Genomic DNA, 13,501 nt, shown 5'->3' on the forward strand with positions numbered 1-13,501 from the left:
ATGAACCGGATCGAGACCGACGCCGCTCTCGGCGCCATCGCCGCCGCCACAGCCGCCCTCGCCGAGGAGCAGAGCCGTCAGGCGCCCCCGCGCATGGTCGACGATCTGTTCGGGCAGACCCCCGCCGAGGATCTCGGCCGCTACGAGCCGGCCGAGCTCGCGACGCTCGCCGCCTCCGCCTACGATCACCTGCGCGCGCCCCGGTCCGCGGGCGGCGACGGCCCGCGCCACGACGTGCGCGTGGTCGACGTCGAGTTCCGCCGCGACGGGCGCTCGCGCGAGATCACGGTCGTCGAGATCGTCAACGACGACATGCCCTTCCTCCTCGATTCGACGCTGGCCGAGCTCGTCGAGCAGGGCCACGAGCCGCGCCTCGTCGCCCACCCGATCCTCGCCGTGCGCCGCGACGCGGAGGGGCGCCTCGTCGAGCTGCTCGGCCCCGCTCGTGCGGACACGCCCGCGGACGCGACGCGCGAGAGCCTGATCCACATCCACATCGAGCGCCTCGACGACGAGGCTCGCGAGCGCCTGCGCGCCGCGCTCGGGCGCATCTACGTCGACGTCGCCGTCGCGGTCGCCGATTGGCAGCCGATGCGCGGGCGCCTCGTCGAGCTGATCGCGCAATATCGCGACGCGCCGCCCGCTCTCCCGGCGGAGGAGCTCGCGGAGGCGCTCGCCTTCCTCGACTGGATCGCGGCGGACAATTTCACGCTTCTCGGCATGCGCGAATATTGCTTCCCGGACGGGGACGTCGCCGCCGAGCCGGTCCAGGCGTCGGGGCTCGGCATCCTGCGCGACCCCTCGGTGAAGGTGCTGCGCCGCGGGCGCGAGCTCGTGGTGATGACGCCCGAGATCCGCGCCTTCCTGCTCCGCAAGGAGCCGCTCATCATCACCAAGGCGAACGTCAAGTCGCGCGTCCACCGCCGCGTCCATCTCGATTACGTCGGCGTGAAGCTGTTCTCCGAGGCCGGCGAGCTCGTCGGCGAATTGCGGATCATCGGCCTGTTCACCTCGAGCGCCTATACGGGCTCGACCGTGCAGGTGCCGGTCCTGCGCCACAAGGTGGCGAAGACGGTCGCGCGCGCGGGCTTCGACCCGAAGACCCATGCGGGCCGCGCGCTCATCAACGTGCTCGAGAGCTATCCCCGCGACGAGCTGTTCCAGATCGACGAGGAGACGCTCTACGCCTTCGCCCGCGAGATCATGAACCTCGCCGACCGGCCGCGCGTGCGCGTGCTCGCCCGGCCCGACGAGTTCGACCGTTTCGTCTCGGTGCTCACCTACATCCCGCGCGATCGCTACGACACGCTCGCGCGCCGACGCGTCGGCGACTTCCTCGCCGGCGTCTATGGCGGGCGCGTCTCGGCGGCCTACCCGGCCTATATCGAAGGCCCGCTCGTGCGTACCCATTACATCATCGGGCGCGAGGAGGGCACGACGCCGATCATCTCCCGCGAGAGCCTCGAGGAGGGCGTCTCGGCGATCGTGCGCACCTGGGGCGACGCGCTTCGCGACACGCTCGTCGAGGAGGTCGGCGGCCCGCGTGCCCGCACGCTCGCCGCGCGCTACGCGACCGCCTTCAACGCCGCCTATCGCGAGGCCTTCTCGGCCAGGGACGCGATCCGCGACCTCACCAATATCGAGCGGCTCTCGGATCTGCGCCCGCGCGCCGTCGATCTCTACCGCCGCGAGGGGGAGCCGGAGACGCGGGTTCACCTCAAGGTGTTCTCGCGCGGGGGCGGGCTGCCGCTCTCGGTGCGCGTGCCGATGCTCGAGAACATGGGCTTCCACGTCGTCAACGAGCGGACCTACCGCGTCGCCCCGGCGGAGGGCGCCGAGGCCGATCGCGTCTGGCTGCACGACATGACGCTCGAGCGCGCGACCGGCGGCGCCATCGACATCGAGACGATCGAACGGCCGATCGAGGCGGCGCTGCTCGCGCTCTTCCGCGGGCTCGCCGAATCGGACGGCTTCAACACGCTCGTGCTCGAGGCGGGGCTCGGCTGGCGCGACGTCGCCATGCTGCGCGCGCTCGGCCGTTACCTGCGCCAATTGCGCATCGCCTACGGGCAGGACTACATCGCCGACACGCTCGCCCGCCACCCGGACGTCGCGCGCGCCCTCGTCGATCTGTTCTATGCCCGCTTCGACCCGCGCGTGGGCGACACCCGTCCCCGCGAGGAGGCGGAGGCGCAGGCGCGCGCGCGCATCGAGAGCCTGTTGTCCGACGTCACGAGCCTCGACGACGATCGCATCCTGCGCCGCTTCGCCAACCTGATCGAGGCGACCTGGCGCACGAACTATTTCCAGATCGGCGAGAACGGCCTGCCGCGCCAGACGATCGCCTTCAAGCTCGATTGTGCCCGCGTCGAGGGCATGCCGCTGCCGCGGCCGCATACCGAGATCTTCGTCTACGCGCCGCGCGTCGAGGGCGTGCATCTGCGCTACGGCAAGGTCGCGCGCGGGGGCCTGCGCTGGTCGGACCGGCCGCAGGACTTCCGCACCGAGGTGCTGGGTCTCGTCAAGGCGCAGCAGGTCAAGAACGCGGTCATCGTACCGGTCGGCGCGAAGGGCGGCTTCGTGCCCAAGCAATTGCCGCCCATGAGCGACCGCCAGGCCTGGTTCGAGGAGGGGCAGGAGAGCTACCGCATCTTCATCCGCACGCTCCTGCAGCTCACCGACAACATCGACGGCGACGCCATCCGCCCGCCGCCGGACACCGTCCGCCACGACGGCGACGATCCCTATCTCGTGGTCGCCGCCGACAAGGGCACCGCGACCTTCTCCGATACCGCGAACGCCCTCTCGCTCGAGAGCGGCCATTGGCTCGGCGACGCCTTCGCGTCGGGCGGCTCGAACGGCTACGACCACAAGAAGATGGGCATCACCGCGCGCGGCGCCTGGGAGGCCGTCAAGCGCCATTTCCGCGAGCTCGACGTCGACGTCCAGACGCAATCGGTCACGGTCGCCGGCGTCGGCGACATGTCGGGCGACGTGTTCGGCAACGGCATGCTGCTCTCGCGCGCGGTCAAGCTCGTCGCCGCCTTCGACCATCGCGACATCTTCATCGACCCCGATCCCGATCCGGCGACCTCGTTCGCCGAGCGCGAGCGCCTGTTCGCGCTGCCGCGCTCGAGCTGGCAGGATTACGATCGCGCGAAGATCTCGGAAGGCGGGGGCGTCTTCTCGCGGGGCGCGAAGTCGATCCCGCTCTCCCCGCAGATCCGCGCGCTGCTGGGCCTCGACAAGGCGAGCGCGACGCCGCCCGAGGTGATGCAGGCGATCCTCAAGGCGCAGGTCGATCTCCTCTGGTTCGGCGGCATCGGCACCTATATTCGCGCCACGAACGAGACCGACGACCAGGTCGGCGACCGCGCCAACGACACGATCCGCATCACCGGGGCCGATCTGCGCGCGAAGGTGATCGGCGAGGGCGCCAATCTCGGCGCGACCCAGCTCGGCCGCATCGAGGCAGCCCGGCGCGGGGTGAAGCTCAACACGGACGCGATCGACAATTCGGCGGGCGTGAACACGTCGGACGTCGAGGTCAACATCAAGATCGCCCTCGCCACGCCCGAGCGCGAGGGCCGGCTCTCGGCGCAGGATCGCAACGTCCTCCTCGCCGACATGACCGAGGAGGTCGCCGGCCTCGTCCTGCGCAACAACTATCTCCAGTCGCTCGCGCTGTCGCTGGCCGAGCGGCGGGGGCCCGGCGACATCGGCTTCGTGCGGCGCCTGATGCAGGATCTCGAGCACGAGGGCCGGCTCGACCGTGCGGTGGAATATCTCCCCGACGAGGCGGCGCTCACCGAGCGGGCGCTCGCCGGCGAGGGCCTTACGCGCCCCGAGCTCGCCGTGCTCCTCGCTTATGCCAAGCTCCAGCTCTACGATCGCCTGCTCGAGAGCACGGTGCCGGACGATCCCTATCTCGGCCGCGAGCTCGACCGCTATTTCCCGGCCGAATTGCGCGAGCGCTTCCCCGACGCCATCGCGAGCCATCGCCTGCGCCGTGAGATCATCGCGACGCAGCTCTCGAACGCGATCGTCAACAGGGGCGGCCCGACCGTGATCGCCCGCCTCGCCGACGCGACCGGGGCGGACGCGCCGACGATCGCCGCGGCCTATGCGGCGGTGCGCGACAGTTTCGGCCTCGTCGATCTCAACGCCGCGGTGGATGCGCTCGACACCACGATCCCCGGCGCGCTCCAGCTGCGGCTCTACGCGGAGGCGCAGGACCTCGCGACCGACCGGATGGCCTGGTTCATCCGCAACGTCGACTTCGCGGACGCCCCGCTCGAGAGCGTCGTCGGGCGCTTCCGGGACGGGATCGCCGAGGTCGAGGCCGCGCTCGAGTCGTGCCTGCCGCAGGCGGTGCTCGCCTCCTGGCGCGAGCGCGCGACGACCCTCGCCGCCCAGGGGGTGCCGGAGGCGCTCGCGAGCCGGCTCGCCGCCCTGCCGATCCTGCGCTCGGCGCCCGACATCGTCGCCATCGCCCAGGAGAGCGGCCGCCCGATCCGCGACGTGACGGCGACCTATTTCGCCGTCGACGAGACCTTCCGCCTCGGCGCGCTGACCGCGCAGGGCAGCGAGGTCGCGGTGGCGGATTATTACGACCGCCTCGCCCTCGAGCGCGCGCTCGGCGGCGTCGCCGACGCCCAGCGCCGCCTCACCGCCGAGATCGCGCAGGCGCCCGAGAGCGGTCGCGAGGCCGTCGACGCCTGGTGCACCACGCGCCCCGACGTCGCGCGCATCCGCTCCGCAGTCGACGGCATCGTGTCGTCCGGGCTGACGCTCTCGAAGCTGACGGTCGCCGCGAGCCTGTTGGGGGATCTGGCGCGGGATTGAGACTCCCGGCGCCGGCGCACCCTCTGCCGCCGGAAAAGCGGCTCGTCGCCGCAGCGGACGCTTGCTGCGCAAGCATCTTTACGTGCTGGGTCCCCTTTCCCTCCGGTCGCAAGCGACCTCCGGCCGGGGATGACACCGTGAGGCCCCCAAAGGGTGTCATCCCCGGCCGAAGCACGCAAAGCGTGCGCAGGGGAAGGGGACCCAGCACAAGATTGGCGCCGCAGGCGCTCCTCATGCCGCCGACCAGGCGGCACCCCGCTATCACCCCCCCGCGCGCTCGGCGACGAGGGCGTGGATCAGGCGTGCCGCTTGCACCTCGCCGCCTTCGGGGCGGCCGGGGCGGGTGGAGGGGTTCCAGGCGAAGACGTCGAAATGGACCCACGCCTTCGCCGCGGAGACGAAGCGGCGCAGGAAGAGCGCCGCCGTGATGGCGCCGGCATGCGGGCCGCCGGAGATGTGGTTGACGTCCGCGATCTTCGAGTCGAGCAGCCTGTCGTAAGGCCCCCAGAGCGGCAGCCGCCAGACCGGATCGTGGACGCGCGCGGACAGCCGCGCGAGATCGGCGGCGAGCGCCTCGTCGTCGGTCATGAAGGGCGGCAGATCGGGGCCGAGCGCCACGCGCGCGGCGCCCGTCAGCGTCGCGAAGTCGACGAGGAGATCGGGCGCCTCCTCGTCGGCGAGCGCGAGCGCGTCGGCGAGGATGAGGCGCCCCTCCGCGTCCGTGTTGCCGATCTCGACACTGATCCCCTTGCGGCTCGGCAGGACGTCGCCCGGGCGGAAGCTCGCGCCCGAGATCGCGTTCTCGACGGCGGGCACGATCAGCCGTAGGCGCACGTTCAGGCCCGATCCCATGATCATGTCCGCGCAGGCGATCGCGGCGGCGGCCCCGCCCATGTCCTTCTTCATCAGCGCCATGGCCGAGGACGGCTTGATGTCGAGGCCGCCGGTGTCGAAGGCGACGCCCTTGCCGACGAGCGTCACCTTGAGCCCGTCCGCCGGCCCCCAGACGAGATCGGCGAGGCGCGGCGCCCGGTCCGCCGCCCGCCCGACGGCGTGAACCATGGGAAAGCCGCGCGCGATGAGATCCTCGCCCGCGATCACCGACACCTCGGCCTGATGGCGGCTCGCGAGCGCCACGACGGCGTCCGCGATGCCGTCCGGCCCGAGATCGTTGGCGGGCGTGTTGACGAGGTCGCGGCCATGCGCCACCGCGTCGATCGTGCGCGCTAGAGCCGCGACGTCGGTCCCGACCGGCGCCACGAGCCGCGCGCGGCGCATGCTCGCGCTGCGGTAGCGCGTGAAGGCATAGGCCGAGAGGGCGAAGGAGAGGAGCGCGAGATCCGCGCGCTCGGGCGTCGGCTCCAGCCGATAGGTGCCCTCCGGCAGCACGCTCGCGAGGCGACCGAGCGCGAAGGCCTCCTCCTCCGGCGAGCCCGTCTCGCGGCCGACGAGCACCCGCGCGACCCCTCCCTCGGCATCCGGGAGGATCGCGTGCCGGCCGGGCTTGGGCGAAAAGCCGAGGGCGTCGGCGAAGCGGCGCTCGCTCGCCGACAGGCGCTCGCGCAAGGCCTCCCAGCCGCTCGCCTCGACGATCTCTACGGGAATGGCGGGCGCGGCGGCGTCGGCCTCGATCAGCGGGTGCGTCATGGTCCCTCCGGTGCGTGACGCGAGAAGGTATCGGGCGCGAGGAGCGCTTTGGCAAGGCGAGGAGACGCCGTTAACGCGGCGTTAGGGTTAAGAGATTACTTCGTTTTCCAGTGAACGAGCGGAGTTCCCCCCGATGCACCTCGCGGCTGCCGACGCGCAACAAGGCGCCCCCCGTCTCGCGATGCTCGGGCTCGTCGCGGCCCTGGCGCTCGCGACGAGCGGTTGTCTCACGCGCGGCCCCGCGACGACCGGCTCCATCGACCCGACGCGCGTCGCGGCCATGAGCGAGCGCGACCTGCGCGCGAGCGCCGATTCGCTCGCCCGCCGCAACGCCGCCAATCCGACCGAGCCGCGCACCGCGATCGCCTATGCCGCGGTGCTGCGCCGGCTCGATCAGCGCGCGCAGGCGGTGGCGGTTCTTCAGCAGGCGGCCGTCCGCAATCCGAGCGACCGCGCGCTGATGGGCGCCTATGGCCGCGCGCTCGCCGATTCGGGCCGGCTGCGCGAGGCGCAGGAGGTGCTCGCCCGCGCCCATTCGCCCCAGCAGCCCGATTGGCGCATCCTCTCGGCGCAGGGCACCGTCGCCGACCAGCTCGGCGACCAGGCGCGCGCGCAGGAGCTGTATCAGGCGGCCCTCAACCTCGCCCCGGGCGAGCCGTCGGTCCTGTCGAATTTCGGCCTCTCCCTCGCGCTCTCGCGCAAGCTGCCGGAGGCGGAGGCGAAGCTGCGGACGGCCGCCGCCGATCCCAGGGCCGACCAGCGCGTGCGCCAGAACCTCGCCCTCGTGCTCGGCCTCCAGGGCAAGTTCGACGAGGCGGAGGGCGTGCTCGCGCGCGACCTCTCGCCGAACGAGGTCGCCGACAGCATCGCCGCGATCCGATCGATGATCACCCAGGAGGATTCCTGGGCGCGGCTGCGCGCGTCGGACGCGAGCCGCCCGCGCCGCTGAGCGCCCTCACGCGATCACGATCTGCGTCCCCCAGCCCTCGCAGAGCGTCCGCACGGGCTCGGGCGGTTCGGCGTCGGTGAAGAACACGTCGATGTCCGACAGGGAGGCGATCCGCACCGGGGCGTTGCGCTGGAACTTCGTCGCGTCGGCGACGAGCATCGTGCGCCGCGCCTGCTCGATGATCGCCTGGCTGACGCGCACCTCGCGGAAGTCGAAATCGAGGAGGTCGCCGTCGACGTCGAGCGCGGAGGCGCCGATCACGGCGAAGTCGACCTTGAAATGGCGCACGATCTCGAGCGTGACGTCGCCGACGAGGCCGCCGTCGGGCCGCCGCATCACCCCGCCCGCGACGACGATCTCGATCTCCGGGTTGACGGAGAGGATGCTCGCCACGTTGATGTTGTTCGTCACCACCATCAGGTTGCGGTGGCCGATCAGCGCGCGCGCGACCGCCTCCGTCGTCGTGCCGATATTGAGGAAGAGCGAGGCCTCGTCGGGGATCGCCTCCGCGCAGAGCCGCGCGATGCGCTCCTTCTCCTCCGCCATGAGGGCGCGACGGTCCTCGTAGCCGATCGGCGTCGTGCCCGAGCGCAGGATCGCGCCGCCATAGACGCGCGTGAGCCGGCCGGCTTCCGTGAGCTCGGTCAGGTCGCGGCGGATCGTCTGGACGGTGACGTCGAAGCGTGCGGCGAGCTCCTCGACGACGACCTTGCCGTCGCGCTTGGCGAGATCGAGGATCTCCTGTTGGCGGAAATTCTGCGGCATCGCGCGGTCGTCTTCGATTCTCGTTCGCTCGGGCGCGGAGAGTGGCAGCCCCGGCCGCGTTTGTCGATCCGCGCGGTACAGGCGTGAAAGGCGGGTTCGATTTAACAGAAACCGAACGAAGTCGAACCTCTGTCCTTGACGCAACGAACATCAGCGCGCATATCCGGCCCATGATCGGGAGCAAGCCGGTGCCGCACGTGACGACGAATCCCCTCGAGCCGGACGCGCCGATCGTCGATCTCCTCGTGATCGGCGGCGGGATCAACGGTTGCGGTATCGCGCGCGACGCGGCGGGGCGCGGACTGAGCGTCCTCCTCGCCGAGAAGGGGGATCTCGCGAGCGCGACCTCGTCGGCCTCCACGAAGCTCTTCCACGGCGGCTTGCGCTACCTCGAATATTACGAATTTCGGCTCGTGCGCGAGGCGCTGATCGAGCGCGAGACGCTGCTTTCCGCGATGCCGCACATCTCCTGGCCGCTGCGTTTCGTGCTGCCGCACGCGCCCGGCATGCGCCCGGCCTGGCTCCTGCGGCTCGGCCTCTTCCTCTACGACCATCTCGGCGGGCGCAAGATCCTGCCGGGCACGGCGAGCCTCGACCTGCGCCGCGACGCGGCGGGCGCGCCGCTGCGCGGGGATTTCGTCCGCGGCTTCGAATATTCCGATTGCTGGGTGGACGACGCGCGCCTCGTCGTCCTCAACGCGCGCGACGCGCAGGCGCGCGGCGCCGAGATCCTGACGCGCGCGGAGGTGGTGCGCGCCGCGCGCGAGGGCGATCTCTGGCGCGTCGAGATCGCGCAGGCCGAGGGCGGCAGGCGCGTCGTGCGCGCCCGCGCTCTCGTCAATGCGGGCGGCCCCTTCGTGGGCGAGATCATCGCCGGGCGCCTCGGCATCGCCTCGCGGGAGCGCGTGCGCCTCGTGCGCGGCTCGCACGTGGTCACGAGGAAGCTCTTCGACCACGATCGCGCCTACATCTTCCAGGGCGCGGACGGGCGCGTCGTCTTCGCGATCCCCTACGAGGGCGACTTCACGCTGATCGGCACCACCGACGTCGATCACGAGGGGGGCCCGGACGCGGTGCGCTGCACGGATGCCGAGATCGACTATCTGTGCGGGTTCGTCTCGCGCTATCTCGCGCGCGACGTGACCCGCGAGGACGTCGTCTGGACCTATTCCGGCGTGCGCCCGCTCTACGACGACGGCGCGAAGTCGGCGACGGCGGCGACGCGCGACTACGTGCTCTCGCTCGACGCGGACGGCGCGCCGCTGCTCAACGTCTTCGGCGGCAAGATCACGACCTACCGTCGTCTCGCCGAGGCCGCCATGGCGAAGCTCGGCCGCTTCTTCCCGGCCGCGGGCGGGGCCTGGACGGCCGGCGTGCCGCTACCGGGGGGCGATTTCCCGGTGGACGGCGTCGAGGCTCTGGTCGCCGACCTTTCGCGCGCCTACCCGTTCCTCGAGGCCGCGACCGCGCGGCGGCTCGTCCGCGCCTACGGGACGCAGGCCCGCGACGTCTTGGGCGACGCGCGCGCCGCCGCGGATCTGGGCGAGGCTTTCGGCGCCGGCTTGTTCGCGCGAGAGGTGCGCTGGCTGATGGCCGAGGAATTCGCCCGCAGCGCCGAGGACGTCGTCTGGCGCCGCTCGAAGCTCGGCCTGCGGATGAGCGCCGAGGAGATCGCTCGCCTCGACGCCTGGATGCGCGCCGCCGCCCGCGAGAGCGGCACCGTCGCGCGCGCGGCGGAATAGGGGCGGGACGAGGCGATCACCCGTTGCGCGCGAGCACGCCGTCGAGCCAGGCGAATGCGCGCTCGTCGAAGATCTCGCGCCCCATCCCCTCGCAATGACCACCTGCGCCCTCCGCGCGCGTGAAGCGCAGGAAGGTCACCCGCGCCCCCGTCATCGCCGCGGCGAGGCGCTCGCCCTGGCCGGTCGAGACAGGATCGAGCTCGTTGTCGCAGATCAGGCTGGGGCAGAGGATGCGGGGGGCTGCGTCCCGGTTGTGGAAGTCGCGCAGCATGCGGCAATAATCCTGCACGCTGCGAGCCCCGTGCGCGGCCATGCGCGGGCGGAACATCAGGGCGCCGTCGCGGCTCTGCGCGAGCGCCTCGAACATCGCCTGCGCCTCCTCGCTCTCGTCGTCGAGGCGCGCGGCCATATTCGGCGGCAGCCGCGCGAGGAGCGCCGCTCCCATGTCGTACTGGCCCGGATCGGCGATCATCGCGCAAAGCCGGGTCTCTTCGGCGGCGCCGCGCGGCACCAGATAGCCCGCGAAGCTGCAGCCGATCGCGGCCATGCGCCGCTCGTCGATCTCGGGTTGTGCCTGGGCGAAGTCGAGAACGGCGCGCATCACGGTCTCGTAATCGGGGCGCATGAAGGCGCGGGTCTCGCGATCGTAGAGCGTCTTGCCCTGGCCGGGGCCGTCGACGGAGAGCACCGCATAGCCGCGCGCGAGCGCCGGAAAACCCGCCAGCAGCATGGTCTCCTCGGCCGACGAATCGTAGCCTGAGGGCGCGATCAGGGTGGGGCAGGGGGTCTCGGCGGCCTCGGGGAGGCTCAACCACCCATGGAGGAAGCGGCCTTCGAACGGTATGCGCACCGCGCGCGAGCGCCACGGGCCCAGTGCCATCGCCGCCGCAAACGCGCTCTCGCTGGCCCGCCAGGCCGCCTGCAGCTCGGCGCTGTCGAGCGCGGCGCGGTGGAAGAAGCCCGATTGGCGGAAGGCCTCGCAGGCGCGCAACCAGAGAGCGCGCGCGGAGGCGCGCCCCCCGTCCGCCTCGACCTGCTGCGCCCGCGCCGCGAGCCGCTCACCGAGCCCGCTCCACGCCGCGTGCCAGCTCGCCGCGCTGCCGTCCTCGATCGTCTCCGCGAGCGCGAGGACCTCGCCGAGGCAGGCGGCGCCCAGATACACCTTCCCCAGCGTCCGCTGCAGCTGCCCGTTGAAGTCCTTCACGGAAAATGGGCTGATCGTCATCGCTTCGTCCCCGCGCTTTCATGATTGTCGTCAGGACCTTAGGGCGGCGAGCGTGGGCGTTTCCTTAACGGAATGGGCGGGTGTCGAGGCGATCGAACGGCGCTCGTAGGGGCGGGGGTGCTGCCCCTGCGGACGCGACCACGCTCATTTCGCCCCGCGTGGTCGAGGGGCGCGGCCGCCGCTCCCCCCCATCCCCTCGCCGCCCTCCCTTGACATCCACACCCGCGCATGAATGGTGCGCGCGACGTCACATCCGCTCCGTCTCGAGGCCGCTTCCCATGTCCGACCATCGCCACCGTTACCGCACCCATACCTGCGGCGCGCTCCGGGAGAGCGACGTCGGCGCGGCCGTGCGGCTGTCGGGCTGGTGCCATCGCATCCGCGACCATGGCGGCGTCCTGTTCATCGATCTGCGCGACCATTACGGGATCACGCAGATCGTCGCCGACCCCGACAGCCCGGCCTTCGCGGCGGCCGAGGGCGTGCGCTCGGAATGGGTGATCCGTATCGACGGGACGGTGAAGAAGCGCCCCGAGGGCACGCACAATGCGGACCTGCCGACCGGCGCGATCGAGGTCTTCGTCACCGATCTCGAGGTGCTCGGGCCGGCGGCCGAATTGCCGATGCCGGTCTTCGGCGATCACGACTACCCGGAAGACATCCGCCTCAAGCACCGCTTCCTCGACCTGCGCCGCGAGAAGCTGCACGCCAACATCATGAAGCGCGGCGCGATCATCGATTCGATCCGCGCGCGCATGAAGAAGCAGGGCTTCTTCGAGTTCCAGACGCCGATCCTCACCGCCTCCTCTCCGGAAGGCGCGCGCGACTTCCTGGTGCCCTCGCGTCTGCACCCGGGCAAGTTCTACGCGCTGCCGCAGGCGCCGCAGCAATTCAAGCAGCTGATCATGATCTCGGGCTTCGATCGCTATTTCCAGATCGCGCCCTGCTTCCGCGACGAGGACGCCCGCGCCGACCGCTCGCCGGGCGAGTTCTACCAGCTCGACGTCGAGATGAGCTTCGTCACGCAGGAGGACGTGTTCCAGGCGGTCGAGCCGGTGCTGCGGGGCCTGTTCGTGGAATTCGCCGAGGGCCGCAGCGTCACCGACGTCTTCCCGCGCATTCCCTATGCGGAAGCGATGCTGAAATACGGCGTCGACAAGCCCGATCTGCGCAACCCGATCGTCATCGCCGACGTTTCCGAGGTGTTCGCGCGCGAGGACGTGACCTTCAACGCCTTCAAGAACGTGGTCAAGAACGGCGGCATCGTGCGCGCGATCCCCGCCCCGGGCGCGGCCGCGCAGCCGCGCTCCTTCTTCGACAAGCTCAACGACTGGGCGCGCACGGAAGGCGCGCCGGGGCTCGGCTACATCGTGCTCGAAGCGGGCGAGGGCGGGCTTCTCCACGGCAAGGGGCCGATCGCCAAGTTCGTGCCCGACGAGGCGCTGGCGCAGATCGTCGCGGCGGCGGGCCTCTCTGCCGGCGACGCGGTGTTCTTCTCCGCCGGCGACAAGACCAAGGCCGTGGCGCTCGCCGGCAAGGCGCGCATCCGCATCGGCCACGAGCTGAAGCTCATCGACGAGAACACGTTCGCGTTCTGCTGGATCACCGATTTCCCCATGTACGAATGGGACGAGGACAACAAGAAGATCGAGTTCTCGCACAACCCGTTCTCGATGCCGAACTACGACCACGAGAAGTTCCTGGCGCTCAACCCGGCCGATGCCGACGAGATCCTGTCGATCACGGCGTTCCAGTACGACATCGTCTGCAACGGCATCGAGCTCTCCTCGGGCGCGATCCGCAACCACAAGCCCGAGATCATGAAGAAGGCCTTCGGCCTTGCGGGCTACGGCGAGGACGTGCTGGAAGCCAAGTTCGGCGGCATGCTGCGCGCGCTCTCCTACGGCGCCCCGCCCCACGGCGGCATCGCGCCGGGCATCGACCGCATCGTGATGCTGTTGTGCGGCGAGGAGAACCTGCGCGAGGTCACCCTCTTCCCCATGAACCAGAAGGCGGAAGACCTCCTCATGAGCGCCCCCTCCGAGGTCACCGCCAAGCAGCTGCGCGAGCTCCACATCCGGCTGAACCTGCCGGAATGAGGGGAGGGCGCCGCGACGCGTGCGGCGCCCGTCCCTCCCCGTAGGGGAGGGTGGCCCCTGAGCGAAGCGAAGGGGTCGGGTGGGGCCCTTCGCTCGAAGAAGAATCTCCACCCGGGCCCCACCCGGCCTTTCTCGGCTTCGCCTCGCAAGTCCACCCTCCCCTCCGGGGAGGGATGGGCGCCCGACTTCCCTCCCCGTAGGGGAGGGTGGCCCCTGGAGCGCAGCGACA

Annotated in this window: 7 protein-coding genes; 4 read left to right on the plus strand and 3 right to left on the minus strand. The window is 71.0% G+C overall.

Annotation, left to right across the window (positions count from 1 at the left end; genetic code table 11):
* Positions 1-4,845 carry an NAD-glutamate dehydrogenase gene (locus ACK4UM_RS07880; protein WP_409797535.1) on the plus strand — a complete coding sequence of 1,615 codons (4,845 nt, stop codon included), beginning with the start codon at positions 1-3 and terminating at the stop codon, positions 4,843-4,845.
* A gap of 261 nt (positions 4,846-5,106) precedes the next feature.
* Here ACK4UM_RS07880 and ACK4UM_RS07885 read toward each other — a convergent pair whose 3' ends face one another.
* Positions 5,107-6,492, minus strand: coding sequence for a leucyl aminopeptidase family protein (locus ACK4UM_RS07885; RefSeq protein WP_409797537.1), 1,386 nt, complete (start codon positions 6,490-6,492; stop codon positions 5,107-5,109).
* Between the two features lie 133 nt (positions 6,493-6,625).
* Between ACK4UM_RS07885 and ACK4UM_RS07890 the strand changes: the two genes are divergently transcribed.
* Positions 6,626-7,441 (plus strand): hypothetical protein, encoded by an 816-nt coding sequence (locus tag ACK4UM_RS07890; protein ID WP_409797539.1) that lies wholly within the window; start codon positions 6,626-6,628, stop codon positions 7,439-7,441.
* A gap of 6 nt (positions 7,442-7,447) precedes the next feature.
* Here the strand turns inward: ACK4UM_RS07890 and ACK4UM_RS07895 are convergent, their stop codons facing one another.
* The gene (locus tag ACK4UM_RS07895; protein WP_409797541.1) at positions 7,448-8,206 is read right to left on the minus strand and encodes a DeoR/GlpR family DNA-binding transcription regulator; all 759 of its coding nucleotides are present in this window, start codon (positions 8,204-8,206) and stop codon (positions 7,448-7,450) included.
* 170 nt (positions 8,207-8,376) lie between these two features.
* On the opposite strand from ACK4UM_RS07895, the gene glpD reads away from it, so the two are divergent.
* On the plus strand, positions 8,377-9,948 hold the full coding sequence (gene glpD, locus ACK4UM_RS07900; RefSeq protein ID WP_409797543.1) for a glycerol-3-phosphate dehydrogenase: 1,572 nt from the start codon (positions 8,377-8,379) through the stop codon (positions 9,946-9,948).
* A gap of 16 nt (positions 9,949-9,964) precedes the next feature.
* Here the strand turns inward: glpD and ACK4UM_RS07905 are convergent, their stop codons facing one another.
* Positions 9,965-11,173, minus strand: coding sequence for an alpha/beta hydrolase family protein (locus tag ACK4UM_RS07905; protein ID WP_409797545.1), 1,209 nt, complete (start codon positions 11,171-11,173; stop codon positions 9,965-9,967).
* A gap of 278 nt (positions 11,174-11,451) precedes the next feature.
* Between ACK4UM_RS07905 and aspS the strand changes: the two genes are divergently transcribed.
* Positions 11,452-13,272, plus strand: a complete 1,821-nt coding sequence (gene aspS / locus ACK4UM_RS07910; RefSeq protein ID WP_409797547.1) for an aspartate--tRNA ligase — start codon at positions 11,452-11,454, stop codon at positions 13,270-13,272.
* Positions 13,273-13,501 lie beyond the last annotated feature (229 nt).

Source organism: Salinarimonas sp., from assembly GCF_046292825.1.
Taxonomy (GTDB): Bacteria; Pseudomonadota; Alphaproteobacteria; order Rhizobiales; family Beijerinckiaceae; genus Salinarimonas.